This is a genomic window from Agathobaculum massiliense, assembly GCF_900291975.1.
GTDB classification, from domain to species: Bacteria; Bacillota; Clostridia; order Oscillospirales; family Butyricicoccaceae; genus Agathobaculum; species Agathobaculum ammoniilyticum.
The window spans coordinates 2,361,911-2,388,539 of sequence record NZ_OMPN01000001.1; the positions used below are offsets into that span (position 1 = coordinate 2,361,911).

Sequence of the window (26,629 nt, forward strand, 5' to 3'; positions counted from 1 at the left end):
TTACTTAACAGTAAATCCAGTCCCGCCGCACGATCTCCAGCGCGCAGTGGCGGTAGTTGTTCATCAGCCCCACCCATTTCATGGGGTCTGTCCGTTTCAGGTTTTCGTCCGTCCCGTCCTGCGCCGCCTGCGCCCGGATGAGCCGCTCCATATCCTCTTCCGCGCTCTCCGCGACCTCGTTGAGGTACTGGGTCAGCGTCCCTTTCACCACCATATCCTGATAGGATTCCGGATCGTTCTTCATGAGGTATCTCAGATGCTCCTGCCCGAACGGCCCGTACTCCTTCGGCGTCTTGTCTGGGTATTCCTTCCCGTCCGTCCCTGTGTAGTAGGTGATCTCCTCCGTTTCGGCCTGCGCGGTCTGGCCCTGCATTCCTTCGGTCATTTTGCCCATCTCCTTCCGTAAGCTGCCGGTCTTTTTCCGTATCCTTATTATACACCCCCGCGCCCTGTCCCGCAATACGGTTTCGCGTTGTAAATCGAAAAAGTTTACACCCATCCAAGTGTTTCATTGTCCGCTCAATGGATGATAATACGGTTTTAACGGACTGTTGGGTTACAGAACCCAAGCGGTGCAGGTCCGCTGTGGAAAGCCCTCCGGTTGGGATAAAGCGGACATAAGGCGCGGGGTCTATGCCGCACCGGCGCAGCACGCAGTAGGCGGCGGACGCCACTGCCGCACGGATAAAATCAAGGTCCTGCGTGATGCTGTCCGCGTCATGGAACGCCTGATTCTGCGCCGCGATAAACAGGTTATCAGAAAAGCTGTCCAGTAAACGGGTATCTTCACCGGACTGCGCGGAAAGGTTATCCAGTACGGCGTCCTGCGCGTCTGCGCGCATCTCCCAAATGTACGGCGGCGGGATGTTATCCCGCCGGGGGAGGGTATCTGAAATATCAAACAGGTACTGCACCTGTTCATGCCCATCCGCATGGCGCTGCACGACGCCGATGCCGGATGAATCGCGCGCTATCCTGCGCAGCGTGCGGTTGTTCCAAAACGGCAGGCCGGCGCAGGCGGTGGCGTCCGGCCGCTGGTTGAAGATCATGACCTGCGAGGGGAAATCGTACTTGTACAGCCTTGCCGCTGTGTCGAGGAACTGCATCCAGCTTTCCGGTGATTCGCGGAAACGGCGGACCGTCTGCTCCATCTGCTCTTTGAGCTGGTCTGGTGTGAATTTTGCCATATCAATTTTCCTTTCTGCCAGTTTCGCACTGGCGGCATATTAAAATAAAAACATACTGCGGACAATATGCTTTATTTTCAGATGGCGGTGCCGGAGGATAACAGTTCGCCCAGCCTGTGAACGCTTTCCCAAGCGCTTTGCCGATGTATATGATGTTTGCGGGCGATTTCCGCAATGGATTTCCCGCGCAGGAAATAATCTATGAACCGTTCTTTCTGCGCCGGGGTCAGCCCGCCGCTGTGCAGCAGCAGGAGCGCCGCACGGACTGCGAGCCGGCGCTGTTCCCACTGCAGCAGCGCTGTACACGGCTCGGGGTCTGACGCCGGCAGCGCGGCGGCTACATCGTCAAAATCTGCATCGGTTTTCATGTAGCCGTAGCGATAATCTGTTTGATGTTGTTCAAAGAACATGCCGTCCGAGAGTTCCTTGATCTGCCGGAAGTCCTCGGCGGTGTATTCCGGGTTTTCACGCAGGTAGTCCTCCAGACGGACCACCTGTGTTGTGCCGTCTGCGAAGCAGTATACAATCCCGTCGCTTTCCCTGTTGACCGCCCATTCGTTTACTCTGCCCATGGCGCTGCAACCTCCTTTTTTAGCACAAAAAAAGAGCATCCAGCCATTTGGATGCTCTTTGCGGGCGTTGCCCGTGGGCTTCCGCCCAGTATACAGATTATCACAGGCAGGGTGGACAAAGCGGACAAGTTGCAGGGAAAAAGAAAGTTTTTTCGCCTTGCCGTTCATACCGGTATTGTTATCAGAAATATAATTAAACAGGTATAAATGAAGGGTATTTTATTATTTTAAGACAAATTACATCCTGCCTGAACCGCATACAGCCCTAATACCATTGCCCCTCTTTTCTACCACCCCCCGAAAACAGGCGTATGGTGTGTCAAGGGCGCGTGCGGGGCTGTGTAAACCGCAGATCCCGCGCCGTGACGGCGGCATTCCCCGGTTTTGGGCAGAAAAAAAGCACGGCCATAAGCCGTACTGCATAAACGCTGGTACGGCTGTCAGGTCGTGCTTGTATTTTTTTGTCCGGCTTCCTCGGCAAGACGCCGGCAGCGTACATCTTTGATCCGCTCCAGCCACTCCTGCTCCCAGTCGCTGAGCGGCTTGGCGCGCTGATTTCCCGCGGACGCGCGCTCCTGCATCCATTTCAATAGCACCGCGCGCAGATAGGCGGCAGGGTTGCCGGCGCGGGACAGGTCTATTTTCGTGCGGAGGAACGATGACATATCGTCATATGTGAAAGCGGACGCCAGCGGCGCACGCTCATCAAGGGGGACGGTACGTTTGCTGACCGTAAGCTCCGGCGCGTTTTCGATCTCCGCCAGCGCGCCCGCTGCCATATCTACAAGCTTGGCGTCATACTGCCATTCCAGACGGCCTGCGTCAATGCGCCGCCGCACTGCTTCTATTTCCGCCTGAGACGGTGCATACGGCGCTTTTCTCGCAGGGGCAGAGGAGGGCACGGAAGCATTGGAACCGCGCCTGTGCGCCGTTTTGGAGCAGGAGGGGCGCAGTGCGCGCAGCTTCTTCCCAGCATGGCTTAAATACCCCGCTATCGTTTTTACCGTGGATACCGTACCGTCCGCGTGATGGTTTGTAAGGTATGGGGTTTCCTGATCCGGTTCTGCCAGCAGCTCATACTGATAGGAAAAGCCGTCCTCCTGCCCCGTGGGGTAACGGTGCTGTTTAAGCAGGCCGCTGATCTTCAGCGCGCGCCATACCGAGGAAAAGCGTTTAAGGCGCTCCGCACAAAACGCACGCACGCCCTCCGGGTTCAGGTGGAAATGCGGGATCAATGTCAGGTGTAAGACCACGCCGAAAAGCCCTTTGACTGCCAAAGGGATGGTTTTGCTGCGCAGCACGGCATTGGGGATACGGGTAAAATCGCGCATGGTATCGCCGGCGGGGCGGAAACGGCAGTCCCCGCCCGTGCGCCCGGACGGCGCGGCATACTGATATGCAGGGGAATCCTCCGGCAGCTGCAGCAGGTCGTATGTATGGACAAATGCGCCGCTATTGCCCGTCTGGGAAAAGCGGTGCTTCAGATATCCGGCTTCCAGCAGGTCATGCCACGCTTTTTCCAGCGCATAACGGCTTTCGCAGAACTGCACCAGCTGGGACTTGGAGAGCCGCCATCCCGGCATGCCGCAGAACGACGATATGACAAGGTACAGCCCCTTGGCTGCAAGGGACAGGCCTTTGCTGCGCAGGGCATGGCTGCACCCCATTGTAAATCCGGACATTTGAAACACCTCCTTCATGTCTTTTGTGCTGTGCCTTGCGGCAATGTTTTCAAGTATCGTTCCGCGATCTTGCGGACGCTGCTGGCGGTATTGTCCCCGCCGACCTGTGCTGCGATCTGACGCCACTGCAGGTCGTCTACATAGCGGTAAAGCAATATCTGCCGCAGCAGGGGGTCTTCTATCCCATTGATAAATGCGTTGAGCTTGGCATACTCCAGAATACTTTCGAGCACGCGGTCCATGATGACCCGTTTCAGTTCGTCTATAATGGATATGTACAGGCTGACATTATCCTGCAAAACGCCGATATGCGGCAGACCGGATATGGAAGAAGTGCGGCCGGAAACGGCGGATTCCAGTTCGTGCAGCCGCCGCAGGTCATGCTCCAGTTCACGGTTCAGGCTCCTCAGATGTTCCAATTCCTCTTTGCTCATGATTACCTCTGTCATACAAGGGTATCCGTGTGTTCCATTGGAACACACGGATATGGGCGCGGCGGTCAGATGGGGGAATCTGTATCATCGTCCGAAATCCCCTCGGGGATGCTGTACGCAGCGGCGGGCGCAGGCTCCGCCGCAGGGGGCGCTGCCTGTGTGGTATGCGGGATTTTGATCACACAGTCCTCGCCCGGTCTGATAGACGCTGTGACCGAGCGCGCTGCAGGGGCGTAATGCGCAGGGACAGCGACCTCCGTGATGGTGTACTCACCGGCAGGCAGGCCGACGATATGCGCGCCGCTGTCCGTCCCTGCCATGTTGCGCTGGACGGGCGTGCCGTCCGCGCGGTACAGGTCATAGGCTGCGCCGGACAAAAGCATGCCGGTTTCAGCATCCAGCGCCAGGATCTGCAAACTGCCGCGCGCGGCGTCCCCCTGCTTGTCCGCAGATTCACGGTCCAGCCGTTGACGCTTGGTTTCCCCGAACTGGATCTGGTCGCACAGGATTTCAAATGCAATATGGTTGCTGCCCTGGTCATCCGCCCATATGCGGGAGGTGACCTGCCCGATCACGACAGCCAGTGTGCCTTTGGAAAACCATTGGGATACAAACTTCGCTTTTTCACGCCATGCCACGCAAGGGATGAAGTCTGTTTTCTCTTCGCCGGAGGTCTGCCGTGCGACTGCCAGCTTAAAAAAGCAAACGGGGATGTCCCCGCTGACATACCGCAGCTCCGGATCGCGGGTGAGCCGTCCCATAAGGACGGTGTTGTTGATGGAAATTGCGTTGCTCATGTGATGGTTCCTCCTCTGTTATTATGGTTAATAGACTTTTATATGGAAACAGGGTATTATGATAATAAGCTTTAAGTAATATCTGAACAGCAAGAGAAATTAGATGGATTTGCAATTTTGCTATAAAATTGCAAAAAATCGCAGCTAAAATAGCAAAATATCATTCTTGTGTAGCGTTGACAAAACTTTGTCTGTGCTGGCTCGGATAAAATTATCTTTTTCTTGCTCCGTATCGCATCTCGCAATTGCTTCAGACAGATAATCCTTCAGAGCAGCGTCAGCTATGCTGTCCAGTAAATCTAATGTGAATGGTACAAAGATACCTTCAGACTTTATAATCCGGGAGCTATCCCAGCTATCATCATGCGCCATCCCCCACAGTACAGTGCAATTCCAATCACCGCCGTAACATTCCAGTTGGTAAATATGATCTGCACGAAAGAATAAAAAACTGATCAGATCCTGATCTGGCGAACAGGCCGTGATTGTATAGCCCAAAGCCGAAAGCAGCTCCTTTATACGTTCTATATGGTTCATGTGCCACCTCAGTCTAAGGAGAATAACGCGGAATAAAGTTTTTGCTTTACTGCGAGATTACTCGCCGGTGTAATAGGGGATGCAGCGATCCTCGATAATTTGTGTCAATAGCCGTTCTTTCAAAGCCAGTTTCTCGACTTTCTTGTTGAGATAAGCGATCCGCAGTATTTGAATGACTATTATGCAGATCAGCCCGACACAGATCAGAATGAGCACGCTAATCCCCCTTGTCTGGCTCAGATGGATCATGCAGGAGCTGGATGTTCCTGATGATAACAGAAATGTTCGAAGAATCCCGATGATAATGTGCTTTTTTTATTGCTTTGACCAAATCTTCATAATCACCCGGAGTTGTTATTTTCCGCTGAAGTTCACAGCAACAAGCCGCCTCATTCTGTTCTCCGTAGCCGTCATAGTAAAAATACCAAACATGATACAAGTAATTCATAGTAGTTTCTCCGCTCACAATCCTGCTTCTTTCTTAATTGGAGGGCATGCCGTGGGTCTGGATGCAGCGTGCGCTACACGGTCATTTACCTCGGCGCGTTTGGCGTTGTTAAACCGATCCAGATCGCCTACCAGATAGCCGGTGATACGGCGGATGCGCTCAAAGCCCACGCCTTCACCAATCAGCGGTTCAGATCCGCTGCATAATATAGCGTTATTTGCGGATTGTTGTGTATTTTTCGACATGGCGCTGTCTCCTTTGTAATTTTTTTCGAAACCGGCTGGAAAAAATAGCATTGTAATCGGGATCATATGCAGAAATATGTGTGAGGGCAAACCGTGCTTCGCGCTCTTGGCCGATACGGAAGCGCAGCTCCACAAGTTCATTATCCTGCTCATGATAGCGAATGACGGCAATTTCACACGGTCTAAGGTGCAGATGCAATGCGTCAGGCATTATCAAGACCTCCTATCCGTATTTGCCGGGCTTGTGCCTTTTGGGCTTCAAGATCCTCCAGCAGCAGAGAGCGGCGCGCTGATTGAATATAACGCTGAACCTGTTTGGGCGGCGCGCCTTCCGGCAGCTTTTTGTCTGTTTTCATCGTTTGGAAGGCCGCATCAATTTCAAATGTGAATTTCAAAGGTCGTTCACCTGCCTTGTCTTGATTGCTGCGCATCGCGCATGGTCATACACCGGAAGTTTGAGGAGGAAACATGCAGGGGGATAATCTGCGTAAGCGTTTCACCTTCCGGTGCATGACCACAGGCGATAGGCCCGTGGTTATTTTGCTTGTACGGTTGGCGGTTTCTTTATGTTACATATATCCTGCTTTGGATGTGCCGGATAGCCGTTCTTGTGCCAGTTTGCAGAAATCGGGGTTTAGCTCTATGCCGATATAGTGCCTCTCCATTTTTTTAGCAACAAGACCAGTGGTTCCGCTGCCGAAAAAGGGGTCAAGCACGATGCCGGCAGGAGGGCATCCGGCCACAATGCAGGTTTCTGCCAGTTTGGGAGGGAAAGTAGCAAAGTGTGTGCCCTTATAGGGGACTTTATTGATCTGCCATACGTCCCTGAGATTTCGGACTGTGGATGCTGCCGTAGGCTCCGCCACACTTTCTGCATCGTAAAAATAGCGGCGGGATTTTGAAAACAAAAAAACGTGTTCATAGCATCGGGTGGGACGGTCTTTTACGCTTTCCGGCATGGGATTGTTTTTCATCCAGATAATGTCCGAACGCCAATACCACCCATCTTGCCGCAGTGCGAACGCCAGCATCCACGGAATGCCCATCAGGTCTTTCGGCTTACAGCCGACTGAAGAGGGTGCTTTGTGCAGCACACCGGCTATTGTCCCGCGATTCGTACCCTGCTTGCCATCGGGACGATGGCTACCATCTGCGTTCCGACCTTTTCCACTCCCTGCATAACTGTCTGCTATATTAAGCCATAGTGTACCGTCTGCCCGCAGTACGCGCCGCACTTCGCGGAATATTTCCACCAGACGGACTATGTACTGCTCCGGTATCGGTTCCCGTCCGATTTGTCCCGCCATGCCGTAATCCCGCAAACCATAATACGGCGGCGATGTCACACAGCAATGTACACTGTTGTCGGGCAGGGTCTTTAGGATTTTTAGACTATCGCCGCATAGAATCGTATTAAGGGATAATTTCATATTGTATTTCCTTTGTCCTTCGGACTATCGTTATTTGGGGGTCTGCACTTAAAAAGAGGGAGCATAACTCAGGCGTCTGAGAACGTGAGCTGTCCCGGCAATACCCCGTCCTCCATCCACCAGTGGAACACGTCCTTGCCGGTTGTTCCGGTACGCCACGAACCGTCCAGCTTGCCGCGCACTACGCGCATTTTCAGCATCCTGTCAAACGCATGGATATAAGCTCGTTCAAATGTTGGGTATCGCGCAAATTCAAACTGCCTGCCTTTTCTCCCGGCCATCGGGCAGCCGACACATCCCACGCGGTCAAATCCACACGCATACAGCGGATTTGTTTCAATACGTTCGCTGCGGATGTAATCCCAAATGTCATCATCTGTCCAGTCTACAATCGGATTGCAGATGCGTTTTGCCTGCAATCTGCAGTTCTCGAACAACTGACGTTTATCATCATTGTCATTGTTGATAATGATTTTCTTGCTGAGGTCGTGCGGCATACTCTCGTAAATACCGCGCTTATTTTTACGTGCCGCGCTCTCTGCCCAGCGCACACCCGTTGTAATCATGCGTCCGGCACCGCCGCCCTCTTTCAATACCGAGCAGCAGTAGCGTACTACCCGTGTCGGTGGCATCAGCTTTTGCGGGATCAGGCTCCACATCGTCACCGGCGCACCTTTGTACGTCGGCCAGTTTACCGTGCATTTGATTCCTTTGGCTTCCAGCCTTCGGAATGTGTCCCGCACATGATATACCGTTTCCGGCGCGTCTGCCGTGGTGTGGTTATGCTGCACCTCAAAGTCAATCCCCGCCGCCACCGCCAGAGCAATGCAGACATCGCTGTCCTTGCCGCCGCTCGTGGTTACGATCAGCGGCTTTTGGTAGTAGGTCTCGCTCATCTGCGCCGCCAGCCGCATCCGTTCAATCGCTTTCTGTTCCTTGTCCATTTTGCTCTCCGTTTGCCAGATCGTACTCTTCCGGCATCATCAACCGGCAGTCTGCTGGGCTGAATTGCTGATCCAACCAGCACAGTCGTAAGACATCTTCAATCTTGATCTGTTCCAAGAATGCTTTGTACTCCGCGCCGGTTAATTCCTCGGCATCGTCATCGCCCAGCGTCACACAAACGACATTTGAACATGGCGTGCCGTACTCGTCCTGTCCAAGCCCCTGCACCTCAAGGCAAATCCGAATTTTTTTCATCGTTTTCGTCAAGCCCCCAGTATGCTTTATAAGAGTAACCGCATTGCGCCAACCGTTCAAAGGCAGAAGGGTATTTGCTGACCATGTGTGGAATATAGCAGATGTCGGTTTCCTTCAACAAATCTGTTGTTTCTCGAGAAAAATACAGCAACGGTGCGTAATAACAATCGTCATTGCTGATAACTGTCCACGACTGACCGAGTTCGTATGATATTTCTTCCAGAAACACACATACAGAATGTATAAACGCACTGACATAAAGCTGTCCGATTGCCAACCGCCGCGCAACCCGATTGCTCCAGCAGCCGCCAATAATCGGAGGATGCTTAATCAGTATATCAATGATAGGATCTGGATTTTCTGTATCCTTGATAAGTATGCACGCTGTACATGCGTCCCGATTAAGGTGATAAGATACAGTTAATGTAGAATCACATTTTACGTTGCGTTGTTGACAGTACTCGATGATTGTATCCCTGAGCAGTATATCGTAGAAATCACAGAAGCCGTCATTTATGCAATTTATAACCACATGATTATCGTTTATTTCCATGACGCAGCCCTCCCTATTGCTTTTCGCAGTCTGCTTCATTGGTTTGGTATACCTTTTACCGGTTGCTTCTGAGCCTTTTTATTAGCCAACCTATAAAGTGAAAGCAGATCCACACTGCATCAATGACCGCGCTTATAAAAAGGAAGTGTATCCAAACGGGAACTGTATCTCCAGCTATTGCGTAAGTTATAGTAAATAATGTCTCAAGTGAAATTCCATACAGGAAGAACGATAGCATTATTTTCAAGTTCGTCCTTAACCGCACAAAGATCCATGGCAGCATAATCAACCCGATCCAGACAGCGAATATAGCAGTCTCCACAACCGGCGATCCTACATAGGACGGCAGCGAAGTAATCGCCTGCTCTCGGCTATCATAGGACGCTATCCAAGCTGACATTATCGCATCCCAATAGGCATAGATGACATGGTTAAGCCAGAAGCCTATTGGGGTGCCGATAACCAGAGACGATATTCCTGTAACGATTTCCCATCGTAATGTCTTGCTTTTTAGAAGTTTATTCATTGCTTTTGCAGCCAGCCTACCTTTCAGCTTCTCCGTGGATCATACCTTGCAAAATCCGGTTCGCTTCGAAAGATCGGCTTGTTATTGCACCAACGCTGCAAGAGCCTGATCTCCCGTGGCGCATTTGGTTTGTCATAGATCATGACATAGGGGGTATATCCCATATCGCGCAGCGTATAGATCCGAAAGAGGTTTTCGTCCATAGTGGTATTAAAATTCGTCAGCACATACACCGTCCCATATTCTCCATGACGGTTTTTTCGCCCGCTTTCCACATACAACCGAAGTCCCCGCAGTACAGCGTCGGTTTCACGCAAAGAATCCCACGCAAAATGAATTTCTTTGATCCGCATCAAATTAAGTAAAGAAATGTTTTCTGCACAGAGCAGCCGCGCGTCCAGCCCTTGCGTAAAATCAATCTGCGCGCCGCTGCTTGCTAACTGGCTGAGTAAGTCGGTATGCTCAGGGCAAGCCAGCAGGTTAGGATCAAGCAGTTTGATGTTCTTTTGCCCGTTCCAGAATTCCGCAAGGTCTGCGACCTTTACACTTCTGCGGCCTTCTTTATGGGAAACAATGCAAAACTCACACCCACGGGGACAACCCCGCGACAAAAATCCATAGGCCGTATCCTGTGGCATCCAGTGATAAAGACCGTAATCAGGCATTATGTGCTCTATTTCATCCGGCAATGTATTATCTAACCCATATCCCGTACCGCCTTTGATAATTTCCGATGCGTTGCACGGCTCGGGTTCATCCTCGGAATATGTGTTATCAAATACACGCGACATATACACGCGGTCATATTGTGCAAATCCGTCCCACCACTCCACATCATCACCAATGGATTTGTGATATGCGGATATTTTCATCAGCGCGAGGTTTGGCCAATTATGGCTGTCTACATCAATCAATCCGATTCTCAAATGTGTACGTCCTCCTGCCACAGGCAACATCTATCACTCGCTTACTCATACTTCACCCCCGGCGGGCATTTCCCATCTCCGATCTCGAATTTGATTTTCATCGGACAGACCTCAAGCATCGGTGTTTTCCTTGGGAGGGCATCGGTAAACCGTGTATTTTCCGCTTGAATTGTCGAGGGTATCGCCACCTGTCGCGTCAAGCAGAAGATCTTCAAGACCTGCGCCGTCGAGCACATCAATGGAATACAGTTTCCCATATAGCACGACGCCTTCTTCACCAAATCTTTCGCCATCCTCATCCATTCCGTAATCGATCCAGACGCGATCAAAGTGCATTTTATCGATTTCTGCTTGTGTCAGCGGCTTGTATGGTGCATTTGCATGGAATATCTGTTGGGGAGTTTGCTGTGTGTTCGGATGGAACACATCGGACGGAGCCGGTTCGCTCGACGCAGGGGCAGAGGGCTGCGTGTTCGGATGGAACACATCGGACGGAGCCGGTTCGCTTGACGCAGGGGCAGAGGGCTGCGTGTTCGGATGGAACACATCGGACGGAGCCGGTTCGCTTGACGCAGGGGCAGAGGGCTGTGTGTTCGACTGGAACACACCAGACGGAGCCGATTCGCTCGGTAGCTTGCCGTGGTTAAGATAAAAATCATAGCTTGCCTGCTGCCTGTCCGCAGGCAGGCCGCTGAGGTCATAGGCCGTAGAAATTGATAGGCGGTTCGCCTTAATTTCCTCCATTAAAGAGGGGATCAGGTTGTTCAAAATGGAATCGTACTTGGCAATGCGGCTGGAGCTGATGTGCAGGCTTTGTGCCACAAGGTCACGGACGCGCCCGGCAATGCCGCGCTCCTGTTTCGTGCGGCGTGCAATATCCCGCATCTGACGGACTTCCTCCAGTTTGTCCCATGCCGTTTTTTCGCGCTGGCTGTTGGCTGTAATGAGCAGCACCTGTTCGCGGACGTCACGATCTTCATCCGTCAGCTCTTCAACCGCACAGGGCAGAAATTCGTACTCATCCTTCCCAGCGGCCAGAAGCCGCCCCACCGCTGCATGACGGCGATGACCGGACAGAATCTTGTACTTGCCGTCCGGCAGCGGTGTTACAATAAGGTTGCTTAAGATGTGTCCCGCAAGCTCAATCGCAGTCTGAAGCTCTTCCAGCTCCTGCATGGAGTAAAAGTTATCTTCCGATGGAACGAGATCATAGTAGCTGATCCTGCGGATCGGCTGATCTTTTGCCGGTGCAGAAGAGAGGGAGGACTGCATCAGCATATCTGTAATAGCAAATCCCATATCAGCAGCCCCTCTCATCATCCAGATACTCGGCAACAAAGTCGCAGTAGTCATGCGCTGCACCGCTGCGGCGGCTGTATTCCAAGATGGGGGTAGCTTCAAACGAGCTTTCCACTACTTTGCCGCTGTAACGTATGTGCGTTTTGTATACAGGGCAATCCATGTTGGCACGCAGCCATTCCTCGCCCTGCCGCTCGCCCTCTACGTGCTGGAAGCAGGTGATCAGGCACCCAGCCAGACGCAGCGCCGGGTTGAGTTCTTCCCGTGTGATAGCGATCTGATCTTTCAGCTCCTGCAGGCCGTCAAAGGCGTAGCGGTCTATCTTCACTGGGATGATTGCTTCATTCGATGCGACCAGCGCATTGATGGTGCTGATGTTGATATCCGGGGCGTTGTCGATCAGGCAGTAGTCATACTGATCCTGTACCTTGCGCAGAGCTGCGCGCAGGCGGGTTTGCTGCGGACGGCTGCTGTCCATCATCACCTGCATATTGGCGGTGAGCAGCTTCATGTTTGCAGGGATCACGTCGATCCGTTGATAGCGGGTATGGCAGATGGTATCAGCCAGGTCGGCGTTGCGATCCAGCATCAGCTCCGCGACGCTGCCGCGCTCATAGCTATGTACGCCAAATGTTTTGCTGGTATTGCCTTGCTTGTCGTTGTCCACGACAAGCACGCGCTTTCCGTGCCGTTCTGACAGGATATGTGCCATGCTGATAGTAGTGAGCGTCTTTGCGACACCGCCTTTCAGGTTGATGATGGAAATTGTTTTCATTTTGATTATCCCCTTGAAAATGTCTTTGGTTGAAGCAAATACTGCAGCATATCCTCCACCATGCCACAGGTCTGCGATGTATCATGTGGCTTTAATCATCCTGGGCAGATGCTTCGCCCATATCATCGCCCGGGCAGATGCTGGGCGGTGCGGACACCATACGCATCATCTGCTCCCGGTGCGCCTGCCTTCCGTGGCTATTGCTGCATCGCTCCGCAAGCTCCGGATCGTAGACCGGTCTGCCGCCTGAGTAGATCTGCCCGTTGTATCCTTTACACAGCTCGTTCCTGATGGTGTTTACATTCAGCTTCAGGTGTTCACTAATGTCTTTTTTGCTTGCGCCGGTACGCCACATTTCGTAGATAGTTTTTCGCATTTCATGCGTCACTTTTGCCATCCTTAGCCTCTCCTTTCCGTTCTGTTTTTCGGGGAATCACACTGGTATTCCTGCCCTTTTACGGCAAAAAATAAAGTTACCAGAGTGCTGTCCTCTTGGTAACTTTAATTATAAAATTTTCGCTTGTAAAAAAGAAATAACCCTTTTCTTGACAACTCCGCTTAAGGCAGGTATACTAAACATAGAAAAGGGCGCAGCCGGTTGACGGTTACTCCCAAACTACTTGATCAAAGAATTTGACCGCTTCATTTGGACGTGAGGGCGGTCATTTTCTTTTGCATATCTGAAAAATCAGACTGGAAAATGCCACGAGCAACATAAGAAGCTGAAAAAGCTCCGAGTATGTAACCATAGCACCACCTCCCCTCTATGGGTTCGGTGGGAATAACCGCCAACCGCGGACACGGCTGCGCCTTAATCAAATTATACCAAAGAACGACAATGTACGCAAGCAGCCAATGCGGCGAGCAAGTGAAAGGGGAGGCTTCGGCCTCCCCTTTTTCGTGTTGCATTTCGTGTTGCATGACTTGGTTTTTTGGCGTTTTTGATGCTTGTTTAGAAAAATAAAAATACGTTTCAAAAACACTCAAAACCCGCGCCACGTCTTGATGAAATGAAAAAACCCGCGCAGGGCGGGCTTTTCGTAATTGGTGATCCAGCGGGGATTCGAACCCCGGACACCCTGCTTAAAAGGCAGGTGCTCTGCCGACTGAGCTACTGGATCGTGTTAAGTTGAAATGGCAGGGACGGCTGGATTCGAACCAGCGAATGTCGGCGTCAAAGGCCGATGCCTTACCGCTTGGCGACGCCCCTGTATTCGGCTGGATTGCATGGAGCCGGTCCTTATATTTATAACGCGCTGCATCAAGCAGCGCGTCACATGGTTTCATATGGGGTGGGTAAAGGGACTCGAACCCTCGACCCTCGGAACCACAATCCGATGCTCTAACCAACTGAGCTATACCCACCATATAAACTGTAGTCAACTGGAGAGATGGCACGCCAGGAGGGATTCGAACCCCCGGCCTACTGCTTAGAAGGCAGTTGCTCTATCCGGCTGAGCTACTGGCGCATATCAATTCCAGCCCGCGCATGGGAAAGAAAATGGAGCGGGTGATGGGAATCGAACCCACGTGTTCAGCTTGGAAGGCTGACATTCTACCATTGAACTACACCCGCGGGTTTTTCTGACGCTTAAACAGTATACCAATAATCAGCGATTTTGTCAATACTATTTTCTGCATCTTTTCCAACTAATGTACTTGTGTCAGGAAAGGCTTTCCATGGAAAAGAAAAAATAGGGTATGTTATAATAAATTAAAATTATTTGAAAGAACTCAAAAAATATCGGATTCTTTTCCACAACACACAAGGTATAATTAGTGCTATAAAAAGGAGGAATGGTTATGTCAGATATTCTATATACAATTCGTGAAGCGGTTTCAGCCTGTAATGTAGTTGATTTGTCGCCAGTATTGGAAAATGATATCCCGCGCTGGCCGACGCATCCCCCGCTGGTCATCCATCCGACAGTCACACATGCGCATGATGGATATTACTGCCAGACAATGTTTTTGGGAGAGCATACTGGAGCGCATGTTGATGCTCCCGCCCATCAGGTATCCGCAATGATGGAAAGTACGATTGAAACCTATCCGCCGGACTATCTGTGCGGCGTGGCGGTTACATACCCTTTGTATCAACTGGATGCCAAGCCTGGTCAGAGGATCACAGCGGATCAGATATTGTCACTTGAGGCGAAAATGGGAACGGCAGCGGGGGAAGATGAGATCGTTCTGCTGGATTTCCATTGGTTCCGCTACTGGTCGGCCGGAGCCGATTGGAAGTACTATGCCAAAAATGAACCCGGGCTTTCAGAAGATGCAGTCCGGCTATTCGCGGAGCGCAGGGTTCGGGCGGTAGGAAGCGATACGATCGCCTGTGATACTCCTGTAATTGCTGGGGAGGAAATGGAATCCTATGGACACCATATGCACTGGCTCCCCAATCATATCCTGATCATGGAGGAACTGCAGAATCTGGATAAATTGCCGGTGCGGTCTTACTTCATAGCTGTACCGCTGAAGATCAGAAACGGTTCAGGATCTCCAATCCGCCCGTTTGCATTCGTGCCGAGGAATTGAACAATGAGAAGCTGCCTGACATAAGAAGATGCTCTTTTGACAGGCAGTTTTTATTTTCTGCGGGGAGGAGTCTGAAATGCATGAACAATCCATGAAAAAACGTCTGTTCCGATTCTTTGGTGCTTTCTCCCTTATTTCTGTCGTAACAGTTGCCGCGGCAGCCTGCATTGTGTCCTATCGCCATGTGATGGAAATGGCGGTCACGACAAGCGAACAGATCGTAGAAAAAACAGCGGATGAAGTTGATAACCTATTGGAAGATATGATATCCATGTCGCGGATTATCAGTCGGTCAGCCGGTGTCCAGTCGGTCATGCGTACAGAATATCCACAATATAAAGCGCAGTTCAGCGATCGCTTTGAGCTGGACGCATACCTTTCGGAGCTGAACCAGTATAACAGCAGTATATTTGCTATGTATTTTTTTGCAGATAATGGTATAGCGGCAAAATCACAGTATTACTCTTTTATAAATGAAAAAGCAATGGACAACCCGTATTGCCAAAAAGCCCTGCAATCAGAACACACTATTTGGCTGCCGCCTGAACAAGGTTCGCAATTTGCCGTAACAACAGGAGAAACGCTGTTGACTACGGTCACGCCGGTAAAGGAGTTGGGGAGCGGAGAGTACCGCGGGATTGTGGTGGTGGAACTGGAAGCGGCAAAAGTCAGTTCTTTTCTGAATACCAGAGTCAGCGAAAGTGGTTTTTTATATATACAGGATACGTATGGACGGCCTATTATTGGCCCTGCGGATATGACCGCTGCCCAATTGTCGGAAAGGGTCCGGCAAAATGCGTCCTATTCCTGGAAAGATGCCATATTTCATGATCTGCGGATTGAACAACCGGTTTTACAGACGGGATGGAAGCTGGTATGTACCGTGCCGGGCAGAGAACTGGCGCAAAACGTTCTTTTGATTATCAAAATCGTGAGCCTGGTTTCAATTGGCGTTATGGGAATTGCGCTGCTGCTGGCCTATCGAGTCGCCGCGTATATTGTTTGCCCTATCACAAAATTGGATGAAAAAATGCGTTTGGTGGAACAGGGGGACTTGAATGTGCATGCCGTTCCAGAACGGGACGATGAGATCGGCGCGTTAACCAACCGCTTTAACATGATGCTCAATACTATACATATTCTTATGGAACATGAGGTGGAAAATCAGAAGAAACTTCGCCTGACCGAACTAAAGGCATTACAGGCGCAGATCAAGCCGCATTTCCTCTATAATACACTGGATTCTATTATCTGGATGGTGCGGTCGGGAGACAAGGATGGTGCGGTCCGCATGGTAATGGCCTTGACGCAGTTCCTAAAAATTGGGTTGAACAGGGGGCGGGAGGTTATTACACTGCGTGAGGAGCTGGCGCATGCCGGCAATTACCTGATTATACAGAATATACGGTATAAAGGAAAGTTCACGCATGAGATACATTTGAAAGAAGAGATCGCTTCCTGTCTGATTCCCAAGCTGGTCTTACAGCCGTTGATCGAAAATGCTATTTACCATGGCATGAAGCCTAAACGCGGGAGTTGTCATTTAAAAATTTGGGTACGGCCAATGGAAAAGAATATTGTGATAGATGTAACCGATAATGGCGTGGGCATGACAGAAGAGGCTTCTGCGGCACTGAATAATACGCTGCGGCACGGAAGCGGCCCGCGCGCAGAGAGTTATGGTGTGGTGAACGTAAACGAAAGGATTCGTATTCTGTTTGGAGAGCCGTACGGTGTGACGTTTGAAAGCCGGCAGGGGGAGGGAAGCTGCTTCCGCATTACCTTGCCGATGCGCTGGGAGGAGGAAACAGAGTGAAGGTATTGCTGGCAGACGACGAATATCTGATTCGAGAGGGACTGCGGGACAATGTGCCTTGGGCGGCTCATGGAATGGAGGTTATAGCAACAGCGGAGGATGGGGAACAGGCGCTGGAACTGGCGCGGCAATACCGGCCGGATCTTTTAATCACCGACATTTGTATGCCGTTTATGGATGGGTTAGAATTGGTGGAAAATGTATTGCGGGAGCAGGCGGATATCTGCGTGATATTGCTGACCTGCTATGATGAATTTGAATATGCTAAACGTGCGATTAAGCTGGGCGTAAAGGATTACATACTCAAGCCGATCGATTTGGCTTATATGGAGAGCCTGTTGGACGAGATTTTTGAAAAATATAAAGCAAGGCAGGAAGAAAATATAAAGCAGGAGCGCACGGAACTGCTTTCCTGCCTGCTGCACGCTGACTTGGATAAACAGCCTGAGGAAGCTGCGCTTGCGCAGGCAGGTATTCCTGTGGAGCGGTTCTATGCCTGTATTATGATCGATATTTTGGGCTATCGGTTTGCACGGGATACGTTCACTGAGCAGGAGCTACAGAAATATTTTAGCCGGTTCGCTGCGCAAGTAGAAGAATGTGCGGCAGAGCGCATGTTTTTTTATGAAGAATTTCAGACAGAGGGACGTGTCCTAATCGTTGTTTCGGGAAGAAATGCCCAGCAGGCAGCAGAGCATATGCAGGCTGTTTGCAGGGCGCTGCGCCAGGATGTGGATTTGAAAAATGAGTATCCCTTTCTTTGCGCTACAGATGGTGTGTCGGGAGACGTATGGGGGCTACAGGCGATGTACGGCCACTGTCAAAAAGTGCTGCAGTATGCTTTCCTTTATGATGAGACAAGCTTTTTGGATTACGCGGAGCTGAAGCGAATACGCCAGGATGACGGAACGCAGATTGCTGCTAATATAGCGCGTTTTGTCGACTGTATACGCACCTTTGATAAAGGTCTGATTGAGCAGAATATTTGTCTCATCACAGACAATATACGAGAAAGTGGACGATATTCCATTCTGTATGGCCAAATGTTTATTGCATCGGTGTACAGCCAGGTCACCGGCGCATTGAAAGAATTTGGGATCGATCTGTCCGAGGTGTTTGAAGATCCTGTGGAAGAATACCGCATGATCATTACGGCGGGCAGCCTGCAGAAGCAGATTAGCGGCCTCAGTGAACTGCTGGGGAAGGTGTGCGACTATGTACATGGAAAAAAAGGCGCGGCGCATCATACATTGATCGAAAAAGCGCGGCAGTATATCGAGCAGAATTATACCGACCATTCCATTTCTCTGCAAAGCGTTTCCGCTTCGGTCAATATGTCGTCATGTTACTTCAGTATTTTGTTTAAGCAGGAATGCGGCAAATCGTTTATCAGTTACCTGACTGACCTGCGCATGGAAAAGGCCAAGCAGCTTTTACGATATTCCGATCAGCGCTCCTATGAAATTGCACTGGCTGTTGGATATGACAACCCCAACTATTTTAGTACGCTCTTCAAGAAAAATACGGATTTTTCGCCCACGGAGTATCGACAGAGACAGAAAGAAAACGGGGCGGCAAAACAGAAAAAATCTTGAAATATTAAAAAAATATGTTGATTTACCACTATAGGAACAATCGGTATAATGAAAGCACATTCAGAAAAGAGAAAAATAGAAAACGGGAGGGTTTCGTATGAAAAAGACCAGATTATTCGCAATGCTTCTAACCAGTGTACTGCTAATTGGCTCAGGTACAGGTTGTTCAACCGATTCAGAGAACACGGCCGTACCAGATGCGGATGTGGGAGTGGACAGCGGCGAAAGCGAGGTGCTGACGGTAGCCTTTTCGCAGTGCGGCAACCAGAACAACTGGAAAGTCGTTCAAACAAATGATATGAAAGAAAAAATAGAGGCAAGAGGATACCAATATATTTATACGGACGCACAGGACGATACGGCAAAACAAATGTCCGATATTGAGGATATTATTTCTCAAAAGCCGGATTACCTGATCGTATCTCCGCGTGAGTCCGAGGGTTTGACGCCCGTGCTTAAATCCGCAATGGATGCCGGTATTCCGGTCATTCTGGTTGACCGCGGCATCAATGGTGAGGCAGGCGTGGATTATACAACACTGAACAGCGCCGATTTGATTTGGGAGGGGCAGACCTGCGCCCAGTATATGAAAGAGCAGTTTGGCGACGAACGCTGCAATGTTGTGGAACTGACCGGAACACCGGGCGCCACCAGTACGATCGACCGCAATAAAGGGTTCACCGAGGAGATCGCCAACTATGACAATATAAAGATTATCGCCTCCCAGGTTGGAAATTTCAACCGTGCGGAATCACAAAAAGCGATGGAAAACCTGATTCAGGCCTATGGGGATGAGATCGATGCGGTATTTGCGCATAATGACGATAACGCTATCGGTGCTTTACAGGCGATCAAGGCTGCGGGACTCAAACCGGGCGAGGACATCAAGATTTACAGCATGGATGGGCAGAAAGATGCTTTGCAGGCGATCATTGATGGGGATATGGAATTGAGCGTGCTCTGTCAACCGCGCTTTGGAGACAGTGTTTTAGCGATTATTGACCAATTGGAAGCGGGTGAAGAGGTACCGGCGTTCGTTAAAAATGAAGGTAAGCTATATACGATTGAAAATGCAGAGGAATGCTTGGACGAGGCGTATTGATGCGTTTATGCATCTTAAAATAGCGTTCGGGAGAGGGGCGAAACGCCCCTCTCCCCTATGAAAGGAGGGATAGTGAATGGAAGCCATGTATTTGTTGGAAATGAGACAGATTGACAAGCAGTTTCCGGGCGTTCATGCATTGGATCATGTGAATTTTCGAGTGCGCGCGGGCGAGATCCATGCGTTGATGGGTGAAAATGGCGCAGGGAAGTCCACCTTGATGAAAATTCTGACCGGCTTGTACCGGAAAGATACGGGCGAAATTATCTTGGACGGGCAGCAGGTTTCGTTCAACAGCCCGTTGGAGGCACAGCGAGCCGGTATCAGTACAATTTATCAGGAGATCAATCTGATTCCGTATTTGAGTATTGCGGAAAATATTCATCTTGGGCGGGAGCCTATGAACCGTACAGGAATTGACTGGAAACAGGTGAACCAGAGAGCGGAGCGGATACTGCGCGAAATGGGAGTGGAGGCAGATGTGACCCAGCCGCTTTGCAGCTATGGAACGGCAGTGCAGCAGATGGTGGCGATTGCTCGTGCTATTTCGGTGCAGGCCAAACTGATTGTAATGGATGAGCCGACTTCCTCTTTGGATGAAAAGGAAGTAGAGATTTTATTCCGGCAAATGCGTAAACTCAGAGAAAAAGGCATCGCAATTATTTTTATCAGCCATCGTCTGGATGAGGTGTTTGAGATATGTGATACGGTTACGATTCTGAAAGACGGAAAGCTTGTCAGCGAAAGTCCGGCGGCGGAATTGAGTAAGCTGGAGCTAGTGTCCCGCATGATTGGACGCGATGCGACTGACGTGTTGCGAAGGAAAAACGGGGTTTATCAGGGAACAGGAGGAGTACCTGTGCTGGAAGCCCATGGGATTACAGACAAGGAGAAGTTGCGGGGGGTGAGCCTGAGAATCCGGCAGGGAGAGATAGTGGGCTTGGCCGGACTGCTTGGCGCGGGGCGGACCGAGCTTGCCAAGGTGATTTTTGGAGATAACCCGGATTATACAGGGACGCTGGCGGTCAATGGGCAGGAGGTGCGCTGGAAAGCTCCACGGGATGCGATTGCAAAAGGATTTGCCTATTGCTCGGAAGATCGCAAAGCGGAAGGAATTTTTCCCCATATGTCCGTGCGGGAAAACATGACGATGGCGATTTTGCCGCGGATCGCACGGCGGGGGCTGGTAAACGTCGGCCGACAGAAGGACATTGTAGATCGTTATATCAAGAGCCTGTCCATCAAAACGCCAGGGCAGGAGCAGTTGATCCGAAACCTGTCAGGCGGTAATCAGCAGAAAGTTCTTTTAGCGCGCTGGCTGTGCATGGAGCCGCGGCTGATCATACTGGACGAGCCGACAAGGGGGATCGATATCGGCGCGAAAGCAGAAATCGAGGCGCTGATTCAGGATATCGCTGGGCAGGGCATCAGTGTATTGTTGATTTCTTCTGAGCTGGAGGAATTGGTACGCAACTGTCACCGTGTGATAGTTATACGGGATGGGAAAAATATCGGGGAGCTGGAAAGCGATATGCTATCAGAAGGAAACATCATGCGGACGATTGCACAAGACATCCTGCAGGAAGGGGGAGCCTGCATATGATGGACAGCATTGCTGCAAAAAACGGGCATACCTGTATTGACTGGGGACAGAACATACGAAAATATGGTACAATATATGCATTCCTGCTGCTGGTTATGTTCAATATCCTATTTACCCGCAATTTTGCTTCCATGGGAACCCTGTGGAACCTGACGATTCAGGTACTGCCAACTATGCTGACCTCGTTGGGGATGGTGCTGGTGATCTCCTCCGGAGGGATTGATATCTCGGTAGGGTCGGTCATGGCGATATCCGCCGTTACGAGCGGTTTGGTGCTGACTGGGAAAACACCGCTTTTGGGAACGGATACTGGCATGGCCGTGCTGGCCGCCCTTGTTGTGGCATTGGTGTTGGGATTGTTCAACGGTGTTCTGGTAGCATGCTTTAAAATACAGCCGATCATTGTAACCCTAATTCTTTATATTGCCGGACGAGGTATTGCACAATTGATGAATAACGGCGGCACAATCGTGTTTTATGGAAATACGTTTACGGAAATCGGCTTATACCGCGTTGGCGGCCTGGTACCGGTACAATTATTTGTATCCATACTGTTTGTCTGGATAATTGCATTCCTGCTTAAAAAGACGACATTTGGATATTATGTGCAGGGAATTGGAGAAAACGGGAAAGCCGCAAGATTATCGGGCATTCGTACGGCGCAGGTGTTGATCTCGGTGTATGTGATCAGTGCGCTGCTGGCGGGAATGGCAGGTCTGTTTGAATGCTCCCGTGCAAGCTGTGCAGATCCCAATGCGATTGGACAGCTTGCAGAAATGGATGCGATCGCGGCCGTTGCGATTGGGGGGACCTCCATGAACGGCGGCAAAGCGCGGATTATGGGGACGATATTCGGAGCCTTAATCATACAGCTGATTTCAATTATGGTCAATATGAACAACATCCCGTTTGCGTATTCCCGCATTTTTAAAGCCGCTATTATTATTCTCGCAGTTTATTTGCAGCGGGAAAAACGCCGTTAGGGGGGATCGTATGAAAAAAAAGAACTTGTTTTATGCGTTCTGTAAGAAGCACGGCGTAGTGTTTGCGCTGCTGGCCCTTATACTGGCTGCGGCTCTGCTGTTTCCGGAATTTGCATCGTACGGAAATGTGACGAATATCCTGAATCAGAACAGCATGATCGGCATTATTTCTCTTGGTATGACCTTTGTTATTTTGACGGGAGGCATAGACCTTTCAGTTGGTTCGCTTGCGGCGCTGTCCAGTGTTCTGGCGGCAGTCCTAAGCCCAAAGGGTAGTCTTGCAATAATGATCCTGGTGCCGTTGGCGGTCTGTACGGCGATGGGTCTGCTCAGCGGACTCATTATTGCGAAGCTGCAAATCGCCCCCTTTATCGCTACGCTGGGGATGATGATGGCGGCGCGCGGCATTGCTCTGGTAATGACAGACGGGGGCGTTTCGGTCAGTGTGGACACAGGTGTGGCAGAAACATTCCGATTGTTTGCCCGAAGCTATCTGTTGAGGGTGCCGGCGCCGGTATGGCTGTTTGTGTTGTTGCTGGTTACAGGGCTGTATATTGCGCGCCGGACACGGTCCGGACGGTATGTTTACGCAGTGGGCGGGAATGAAGAAGCAGCCCGCATGATGGGGCTGCAACCTGAAAAAATTAAGATCGCTGTTTATACGGTAAATGGCTTGCTGGCAGGGCTGGCAGGATTGATTTTGGCTTCCCGTTTAGGTGCGGGTCAGCCTGTGACATGTGACGGTTGGGAAATGACTGCGATTGCGGCGACCGCGATTGGTGGCACCCTGCTTTCGGGCGGCCGCGGCGGCCTTGGGGGGACGGCGATCGGCGTATTTATCATTGGTGTGATTTCGAACATGATTAATCTGCAAGGCAGCTTGAGTTCATGGTGGCAGTCGATCATTACCGGACTGCTGCTCTTGTTCGTCGTCATGCTGCAGTCCCACGCGCGGGCGAATGGTACCGGTAGTACAGAAATCGCTGGATAAGAAAAGGAGAACGGTATGAAAATCAGTTGTTTGCCTGTCTCGCTGTTTGATGAGATTTGTTCAGGGCGCATGAGTTTGCCTCAGTGGGCGCGCAAAGCAAAGGAAATCGGCTATGACGGCATTGATATCAGCATTATGTTCATCAAAAACCGAACACCGACCTATTTGAACGCCTTGAAACAGGAGCTGCAGGAAATCGGAATGCCGATTGTGATGATGACCACCTATCCGGATTTTACCAATCCAAATCCGGTGCAGCGGGAGCGCGAATTCCTATACCTGCAGGCGGATATTGCGCTTGCCTCAGAGCTGCATATTCGCTATCTGCGCATATTGGCGGGACAGGCACATCCGGAGCTGGATCGCGCGCAGGGTATCGCATGGGTATCGGATTATTTCCATCGCATTGCGCCAATAGGAAAAGAGTATGGCGTGGGCTTGGTGTTTGAGAACCATGGCAAGCCGGGCGCATGGCCGCGTGTGGACTTTACATATGATCCGGCGGTTTTCCTTGATATTTGCAGGCAGATAGAGGATACAGATATCCGGCTGAACTTTGATACAGGGAACATCACTGCTTTTGGGGGAGATCCACTCGAAGTAGTACCATCTGTCGTAAACCGCCTGGAAACCATTCATGTGACCGACATGGAGCAGCGCGGCCGCTTTTGCCCTGCGGCCATAGGAACGGGTGTGACGCCAAATCGGCCATTTTTCGAGTACATCAAGCGGCATGGCTTCGATAACTGGCTCTGTATTGAAGAAGCAAGCGGCTGTGGCTTGGCAGGAATCCGTGACGCCTATCATTTTGTCAAACAGGCTTGGGATGAGGCGTGAAAGGGGATGTATGGTAGATGAAAGCTCTGGTATTGACTGCTTATAATGAGCTTCAGCTCAAGGAGGTTCCGAAGCCGGTGCCTGCGGAAGATGAAGTGCTGGTACATATCAAAGCGTGTGCGATTTGTGGAAGCGATGTACACGGGTATGACGGGGGGAGCGGACGCCGGCAGCCTCCTATCATCATGGGACACGAAGCGGCCGGTGTGATCGAGCAGGTGGGGCGCGCGGTAAAAGGCTTTGCCGTGGGCGATCGCGTTACCTTTGATTCTACCGTGTTCTGCGGGAATTGCTGGTATTGCCGGCATGGTATGATCAACCTTTGTGAAAATCGGATGGTACTCGGTGTTTCCTGCGACGAATATACCAATGCGGGCGCAATGGCGGAATATGCGGCGATCAAGGCGAGAACCTTATTCCGGATACCGGATGCAGTCAGCTTTGAGCAGGCTGCGATGGTTGAGCCACTGTCCATTGCAGTACATGCCGTGTCCACTGTTGCGCCGATTCGTATGGGGGACAGAGCGGTGGTGATAGGCGCGGGGACAATCGGGCTTCTGCTTACGCAGGCGGTTAGGAACGCAGGCGTAACCGAACTGGTTGTCGTTGATTTGGATGACCGTAAGCTGGAACTGGCCAAAGCATTGGGGGCAACGCATGTTATTCACTCCGGGCGGGAGGATGCGGCTGCGGAAATCCGTGCGCTCTGCGGCGGCCGCGGGGCGGATATCGCTTTTGAGGCGGTTGGGATCTCACAAACGTTGAACACCGCGATCGACAGCGTGCGTCTGGGGGGAAGTGTGGTTATGGTCGGTAATGTAGCGCGTAAAGCAGAGCTGCCACTGCAGAAATGCGTTACACAGCAGATTACATTATATGGGAGCTGTGCGTCATCAGGGGAATACGATATCTGTCTTGATTTGATTGCACACCGGATGGTTGATGTAGACAGTCTGATCAGTGCGGCCGTGCCGCTTGCAGACGGTGCGGAATGGTTTGATAGGCTGCATGCGGCAGAACCTGGTCTGATTAAGGTGGTACTACAGCCTTAATGTGGGATACCGAATGCTTCTTCTTTTTCTTCTCTTTTTTTTCATATTGTGCGGCAGCAAAATAAAAGAGCCTCTTTTGAGGCTCTTTTATTACGTATGGATTTTATTGCAGATCGATCGTAACGGCCTGCTCTTCGAGCAGCTCCATATCGTCGTCCGGCTGCCAGAAGGACACGCCGGCGACCCTGGAAAGCTCTTCCTCGGCCGCGCAGGGGTAGTACAGGGTGGCGATGATATTCCCAGTCTCACGGTCGGTATAGCTGTCAAAGTAAGCGTCATTGTTCAACGACAGGCTGTTCCCAGCCGCGTCTGTCAGATTAAACTGGCCGTTTTCCATCCAGGTCGCGCCGTGAGTGGAGAAGATGGCAACAGCCTTGGCCGCGCCGACCTCCAGACTTTCGAGTGTCAGGCCGTTTTTGCCTTGGTCGGTCAGCGGAAGCGCATCGAGCGCACCCTTGACCTCGTGGGCATGGTAGCTGGACATGAACGGGATCAATGTGATAGATTTGGTGTCCTCGTCCGCACCGATAAATTCAAACTGATTCACCGACCGGCCTAAGCCGCTGGCGGTTAGTCCGACGCTGATGAGGGGCAGGTAATTGCCCTTGTCGTCACGCAGGACGAAGCTGTCCCATGGCATAGCATCGCCGGACACGCGCTCGCTGAGTGTGATGGACGAACTGAGCGGGGAGATAGATACGCGCTCGACGCGCGGCGTGCGGTCTACCGTATAGGCGTTGCCCCTCTCGTCCGTACCGGAGAAACGGACGGTAAAGTCCTGCTCCGGTTCGACTGTCAGGCTACCCACTGAGCTTTTATCGACCGAAAGCGCGAATTTAAAATCTGCGTCCTGCATGCCATTGATGCTGCCGCCGGTATATAGTAACAGGTTAAACTGGTCAGGGAGCGATTGCTTGAGCGGCAGCCGATGCAGGCCCTTGAGCGTGCAGTCGTCCTCAAAATAGGCCTCGTTCAAAATAGCGCCTGTTGTATCCAGTTCCTTGCCATCAACTGCCGCCCAGAATACAGGCGCAGACCAAGCGGCACGCCAGCTTTCGGGGTCGCTGCTGTCACCAATCTGTTCCAGCGGAGACTTGCTCGACATAGTATAGAAAATATTGATATAGCTGTCATCAGCCGCGATGTTATCAATAGTCAGCGTTATGCCGTCTATGGTCTGGCTTGTGTCGACCGCCGCGTTATAGGCCTTATATCGTTCCTGGTGGGCGGCGTATTCCGAAGTGCGGTTCCCGCTGAAGTAATCGATTGCGTTGCGTGTCATTTCCAGCATCGCGGGTGCAGCCGCTGAAGCCCCTACAACCAGCGCGGCCGCTGCGGCGATGCACACAGCCATGCGGAGCGGGCGGCGCTTTTTTGCGGGCTGTGCCGTCCGCGCGGGCAGAGTATCGAGCAGCGCGTCCATACGGCTGTCAAAGCCGTCGGGCGTAGGGCAGTCCTCCCGCGCGGCGCGCGCTTTCAGCTTTTCATCAAATGTCAT

Annotated in this window: 29 protein-coding genes, 5 tRNA genes and 1 pseudogene; 10 read left to right on the forward strand and 25 right to left on the reverse strand. The window is 51.3% G+C overall.

What is annotated here, in order from left to right:
• Positions 1–4: 4 nt before the first annotated feature.
• Positions 5–385: a TnpV protein gene (locus DBQ51_RS12010; RefSeq protein WP_054327897.1), complete on the reverse strand. Its 381-nt coding sequence runs from the start codon at positions 383–385 to the stop codon at positions 5–7.
• 566 nt (positions 386–951) lie between these two features.
• Between DBQ51_RS12010 and DBQ51_RS12020 the strand changes: the two genes are divergently transcribed.
• Complete coding sequence (locus DBQ51_RS12020; protein WP_054327895.1) at positions 952–1,230, forward strand: hypothetical protein; 279 nt, start codon at positions 952–954, stop codon at positions 1,228–1,230.
• Between the two features lie 34 nt (positions 1,231–1,264).
• Here the strand turns inward: DBQ51_RS12020 and DBQ51_RS12025 are convergent, their stop codons facing one another.
• From DBQ51_RS12025 to DBQ51_RS12130, 23 genes and pseudogenes are all read right to left on the reverse strand, one after another.
• A complete protein-coding gene (locus DBQ51_RS12025; RefSeq protein WP_107631666.1) occupies positions 1,265–1,759 on the reverse strand; it encodes a hypothetical protein in 495 nt (164 codons plus the stop codon).
• Between the two features lie 440 nt (positions 1,760–2,199).
• Positions 2,200–3,441: a hypothetical protein gene (locus DBQ51_RS12030; RefSeq protein WP_107631667.1), complete on the reverse strand. Its 1,242-nt coding sequence runs from the start codon at positions 3,439–3,441 to the stop codon at positions 2,200–2,202.
• Positions 3,442–3,455: 14 nt separating this feature from the next.
• The gene (locus DBQ51_RS12035; protein ID WP_054327892.1) at positions 3,456–3,890 is read right to left on the reverse strand and encodes a hypothetical protein; all 435 of its coding nucleotides are present in this window, start codon (positions 3,888–3,890) and stop codon (positions 3,456–3,458) included.
• A gap of 50 nt (positions 3,891–3,940) precedes the next feature.
• Complete coding sequence (ssb, locus tag DBQ51_RS12040) at positions 3,941–4,672, reverse strand: single-stranded DNA-binding protein (protein WP_054327891.1); 732 nt, start codon at positions 4,670–4,672, stop codon at positions 3,941–3,943.
• Between the two features lie 144 nt (positions 4,673–4,816).
• Entirely contained in the window at positions 4,817–5,209 is a 393-nt protein-coding gene (locus DBQ51_RS12045; protein WP_054327890.1) for a hypothetical protein, read from the reverse strand.
• Between the two features lie 57 nt (positions 5,210–5,266).
• Positions 5,267–5,425 carry a hypothetical protein gene (locus DBQ51_RS16645; protein WP_153802395.1) on the reverse strand — a complete coding sequence of 53 codons (159 nt, stop codon included), beginning with the start codon at positions 5,423–5,425 and terminating at the stop codon, positions 5,267–5,269.
• A 246-nt stretch (positions 5,426–5,671) separates the two neighbouring features.
• A pseudogene (gene nrdD / locus DBQ51_RS12055) lies at positions 5,672–5,833 on the reverse strand (anaerobic ribonucleoside-triphosphate reductase); the annotation flags it as partial.
• A gap of 37 nt (positions 5,834–5,870) precedes the next feature.
• A complete protein-coding gene (locus DBQ51_RS16650) occupies positions 5,871–6,113 on the reverse strand; it encodes a hypothetical protein (protein WP_159068172.1) in 243 nt (80 codons plus the stop codon).
• Positions 6,106–6,297, reverse strand: a complete 192-nt coding sequence (locus DBQ51_RS16655) for a hypothetical protein (protein WP_054327888.1) — start codon at positions 6,295–6,297, stop codon at positions 6,106–6,108. Before DBQ51_RS16655 ends, DBQ51_RS16650 begins: the two co-directional genes overlap by 8 nt.
• Positions 6,298–6,471: 174 nt before the next feature.
• Positions 6,472–7,332: a DNA-methyltransferase gene (locus DBQ51_RS12065; protein ID WP_054327887.1), complete on the reverse strand. Its 861-nt coding sequence runs from the start codon at positions 7,330–7,332 to the stop codon at positions 6,472–6,474.
• A gap of 68 nt (positions 7,333–7,400) precedes the next feature.
• Positions 7,401–8,276: a phosphoadenosine phosphosulfate reductase family protein gene (locus DBQ51_RS12070; protein WP_107631669.1), complete on the reverse strand. Its 876-nt coding sequence runs from the start codon at positions 8,274–8,276 to the stop codon at positions 7,401–7,403.
• On the reverse strand, positions 8,251–8,532 hold the full coding sequence (locus DBQ51_RS12075; protein WP_054327885.1) for a hypothetical protein: 282 nt from the start codon (positions 8,530–8,532) through the stop codon (positions 8,251–8,253). The genes DBQ51_RS12070 and DBQ51_RS12075 overlap by 26 nt, the downstream gene beginning before the upstream one ends.
• Positions 8,507–9,085 (reverse strand): hypothetical protein, encoded by a 579-nt coding sequence (locus DBQ51_RS12080; protein WP_107631670.1) that lies wholly within the window; start codon positions 9,083–9,085, stop codon positions 8,507–8,509. Before DBQ51_RS12080 ends, DBQ51_RS12075 begins: the two co-directional genes overlap by 26 nt.
• A 549-nt stretch (positions 9,086–9,634) precedes the next feature.
• The gene (locus tag DBQ51_RS12090) at positions 9,635–10,537 is read right to left on the reverse strand and encodes a radical SAM protein (protein ID WP_174887862.1); all 903 of its coding nucleotides are present in this window, start codon (positions 10,535–10,537) and stop codon (positions 9,635–9,637) included.
• Between the two features lie 111 nt (positions 10,538–10,648).
• Positions 10,649–11,836, reverse strand: coding sequence for a ParB N-terminal domain-containing protein (locus tag DBQ51_RS12095; RefSeq protein WP_159068173.1), 1,188 nt, complete (start codon positions 11,834–11,836; stop codon positions 10,649–10,651).
• Position 11,837: 1 nt separating this feature from the next.
• Positions 11,838–12,611, reverse strand: coding sequence for a ParA family protein (locus DBQ51_RS12100; RefSeq protein ID WP_054328581.1), 774 nt, complete (start codon positions 12,609–12,611; stop codon positions 11,838–11,840).
• 91 nt (positions 12,612–12,702) lie between these two features.
• Positions 12,703–13,008, reverse strand: a complete 306-nt coding sequence (locus DBQ51_RS12105; RefSeq protein WP_054328580.1) for a hypothetical protein — start codon at positions 13,006–13,008, stop codon at positions 12,703–12,705.
• Positions 13,009–13,253: 245 nt separating this feature from the next.
• Entirely contained in the window at positions 13,254–13,598 is a 345-nt protein-coding gene (locus DBQ51_RS16660; RefSeq protein WP_159068174.1) for a hypothetical protein, read from the reverse strand.
• Between the two features lie 58 nt (positions 13,599–13,656).
• Positions 13,657–13,732: transfer RNA gene (locus DBQ51_RS12110), tRNA-Lys, on the reverse strand.
• Positions 13,733–13,746: 14 nt separating this feature from the next.
• Positions 13,747–13,821 (reverse strand) — tRNA-Gln (locus DBQ51_RS12115).
• Positions 13,822–13,899: 78 nt separating this feature from the next.
• Positions 13,900–13,976: transfer RNA gene (locus DBQ51_RS12120), tRNA-His, on the reverse strand.
• A gap of 27 nt (positions 13,977–14,003) precedes the next feature.
• Positions 14,004–14,080, reverse strand: a tRNA-Arg gene (locus tag DBQ51_RS12125).
• Positions 14,081–14,113: 33 nt separating this feature from the next.
• A tRNA-Gly gene (locus tag DBQ51_RS12130) sits at positions 14,114–14,187 on the reverse strand.
• A gap of 227 nt (positions 14,188–14,414) precedes the next feature.
• Here DBQ51_RS12130 and DBQ51_RS12135 point away from each other — a divergent pair.
• The 9 genes from DBQ51_RS12135 (at position 14,415) to DBQ51_RS12175 (ending at position 25,131) form a co-directional block, all read left to right on the forward strand.
• Positions 14,415–15,152, forward strand: a complete 738-nt coding sequence (locus DBQ51_RS12135; RefSeq protein WP_054326347.1) for a cyclase family protein — start codon at positions 14,415–14,417, stop codon at positions 15,150–15,152.
• 76 nt (positions 15,153–15,228) lie between these two features.
• Positions 15,229–16,968 carry a cache domain-containing sensor histidine kinase gene (locus DBQ51_RS12140; RefSeq protein WP_107631673.1) on the forward strand — a complete coding sequence of 580 codons (1,740 nt, stop codon included), beginning with the start codon at positions 15,229–15,231 and terminating at the stop codon, positions 16,966–16,968.
• The gene (locus tag DBQ51_RS12145) at positions 16,965–18,563 is read left to right on the forward strand and encodes a response regulator transcription factor (protein ID WP_107631674.1); all 1,599 of its coding nucleotides are present in this window, start codon (positions 16,965–16,967) and stop codon (positions 18,561–18,563) included. Before DBQ51_RS12140 ends, DBQ51_RS12145 begins: the two co-directional genes overlap by 4 nt.
• A 97-nt stretch (positions 18,564–18,660) precedes the next feature.
• A complete protein-coding gene (locus tag DBQ51_RS12150) occupies positions 18,661–19,665 on the forward strand; it encodes an ABC transporter substrate-binding protein (RefSeq protein ID WP_082396816.1) in 1,005 nt (334 codons plus the stop codon).
• A gap of 76 nt (positions 19,666–19,741) precedes the next feature.
• Positions 19,742–21,268 (forward strand): sugar ABC transporter ATP-binding protein, encoded by a 1,527-nt coding sequence (locus DBQ51_RS12155; RefSeq protein WP_107631675.1) that lies wholly within the window; start codon positions 19,742–19,744, stop codon positions 21,266–21,268.
• Positions 21,265–22,251, forward strand: coding sequence for an ABC transporter permease (locus tag DBQ51_RS12160; protein ID WP_054326351.1), 987 nt, complete (start codon positions 21,265–21,267; stop codon positions 22,249–22,251). Before DBQ51_RS12155 ends, DBQ51_RS12160 begins: the two co-directional genes overlap by 4 nt.
• A gap of 10 nt (positions 22,252–22,261) precedes the next feature.
• The gene (locus DBQ51_RS12165; RefSeq protein ID WP_107631676.1) at positions 22,262–23,242 is read left to right on the forward strand and encodes an ABC transporter permease; all 981 of its coding nucleotides are present in this window, start codon (positions 22,262–22,264) and stop codon (positions 23,240–23,242) included.
• 15 nt (positions 23,243–23,257) lie between these two features.
• Positions 23,258–24,079, forward strand: a complete 822-nt coding sequence (locus DBQ51_RS12170; protein WP_107631677.1) for a sugar phosphate isomerase/epimerase family protein — start codon at positions 23,258–23,260, stop codon at positions 24,077–24,079.
• Between the two features lie 17 nt (positions 24,080–24,096).
• Positions 24,097–25,131 carry a galactitol-1-phosphate 5-dehydrogenase gene (locus DBQ51_RS12175; protein ID WP_107631678.1) on the forward strand — a complete coding sequence of 345 codons (1,035 nt, stop codon included), beginning with the start codon at positions 24,097–24,099 and terminating at the stop codon, positions 25,129–25,131.
• Positions 25,132–25,234: 103 nt separating this feature from the next.
• Here DBQ51_RS12175 and DBQ51_RS12180 read toward each other — a convergent pair whose 3' ends face one another.
• A complete protein-coding gene (locus tag DBQ51_RS12180) occupies positions 25,235–26,629 on the reverse strand; it encodes a DUF4179 domain-containing protein (RefSeq protein ID WP_107631679.1) in 1,395 nt (464 codons plus the stop codon).

What these genes read in the sequence shown, in the direction of transcription:
- DBQ51_RS12010 (WP_054327897.1), bottom strand. Translation starts at nt 385, where the DNA reads ATGACCGAAGGAATGCAGGGCCAGACCGCGCAGGCCGAAACGGAGGAG.
- DBQ51_RS12020 (WP_054327895.1), top strand. Translation starts at nt 952, where the DNA reads ATGCCGGATGAATCGCGCGCTATCCTGCGCAGCGTGCGGTTGTTCCAA.
- DBQ51_RS12025 (WP_107631666.1), bottom strand. Translation starts at nt 1,759, where the DNA reads ATGGGCAGAGTAAACGAATGGGCGGTCAACAGGGAAAGCGACGGGATT.
- DBQ51_RS12030 (WP_107631667.1), bottom strand. Translation starts at nt 3,441, where the DNA reads ATGTCCGGATTTACAATGGGGTGCAGCCATGCCCTGCGCAGCAAAGGC.
- DBQ51_RS12035 (WP_054327892.1), bottom strand. Translation starts at nt 3,890, where the DNA reads ATGACAGAGGTAATCATGAGCAAAGAGGAATTGGAACATCTGAGGAGC.
- ssb (WP_054327891.1), bottom strand. Translation starts at nt 4,672, where the DNA reads ATGAGCAACGCAATTTCCATCAACAACACCGTCCTTATGGGACGGCTC.
- DBQ51_RS12045 (WP_054327890.1), bottom strand. Translation starts at nt 5,209, where the DNA reads ATGAACCATATAGAACGTATAAAGGAGCTGCTTTCGGCTTTGGGCTAT.
- DBQ51_RS16650 (WP_159068172.1), bottom strand. Translation starts at nt 6,113, where the DNA reads ATGCCTGACGCATTGCATCTGCACCTTAGACCGTGTGAAATTGCCGTC.
- DBQ51_RS12065 (WP_054327887.1), bottom strand. Translation starts at nt 7,332, where the DNA reads ATGAAATTATCCCTTAATACGATTCTATGCGGCGATAGTCTAAAAATC.
- DBQ51_RS12070 (WP_107631669.1), bottom strand. Translation starts at nt 8,276, where the DNA reads ATGGACAAGGAACAGAAAGCGATTGAACGGATGCGGCTGGCGGCGCAG.
- DBQ51_RS12075 (WP_054327885.1), bottom strand. Translation starts at nt 8,532, where the DNA reads ATGAAAAAAATTCGGATTTGCCTTGAGGTGCAGGGGCTTGGACAGGAC.
- DBQ51_RS12080 (WP_107631670.1), bottom strand. Translation starts at nt 9,085, where the DNA reads ATGGAAATAAACGATAATCATGTGGTTATAAATTGCATAAATGACGGC.
- DBQ51_RS12095 (WP_159068173.1), bottom strand. Translation starts at nt 11,836, where the DNA reads ATGGGATTTGCTATTACAGATATGCTGATGCAGTCCTCCCTCTCTTCT.
- DBQ51_RS12100 (WP_054328581.1), bottom strand. Translation starts at nt 12,611, where the DNA reads ATGAAAACAATTTCCATCATCAACCTGAAAGGCGGTGTCGCAAAGACG.
- DBQ51_RS12105 (WP_054328580.1), bottom strand. Translation starts at nt 13,008, where the DNA reads ATGGCAAAAGTGACGCATGAAATGCGAAAAACTATCTACGAAATGTGG.
- DBQ51_RS12135 (WP_054326347.1), top strand. Translation starts at nt 14,415, where the DNA reads ATGTCAGATATTCTATATACAATTCGTGAAGCGGTTTCAGCCTGTAAT.
- DBQ51_RS12140 (WP_107631673.1), top strand. Translation starts at nt 15,229, where the DNA reads ATGCATGAACAATCCATGAAAAAACGTCTGTTCCGATTCTTTGGTGCT.
- DBQ51_RS12150 (WP_082396816.1), top strand. Translation starts at nt 18,661, where the DNA reads ATGAAAAAGACCAGATTATTCGCAATGCTTCTAACCAGTGTACTGCTA.
- DBQ51_RS12155 (WP_107631675.1), top strand. Translation starts at nt 19,742, where the DNA reads ATGGAAGCCATGTATTTGTTGGAAATGAGACAGATTGACAAGCAGTTT.
- DBQ51_RS12160 (WP_054326351.1), top strand. Translation starts at nt 21,265, where the DNA reads ATGATGGACAGCATTGCTGCAAAAAACGGGCATACCTGTATTGACTGG.
- DBQ51_RS12165 (WP_107631676.1), top strand. Translation starts at nt 22,262, where the DNA reads ATGAAAAAAAAGAACTTGTTTTATGCGTTCTGTAAGAAGCACGGCGTA.
- DBQ51_RS12170 (WP_107631677.1), top strand. Translation starts at nt 23,258, where the DNA reads ATGAAAATCAGTTGTTTGCCTGTCTCGCTGTTTGATGAGATTTGTTCA.
- DBQ51_RS12175 (WP_107631678.1), top strand. Translation starts at nt 24,097, where the DNA reads ATGAAAGCTCTGGTATTGACTGCTTATAATGAGCTTCAGCTCAAGGAG.
- DBQ51_RS12180 (WP_107631679.1), bottom strand. Translation starts at nt 26,629, where the DNA reads ATGACATTTGATGAAAAGCTGAAAGCGCGCGCCGCGCGGGAGGACTGC.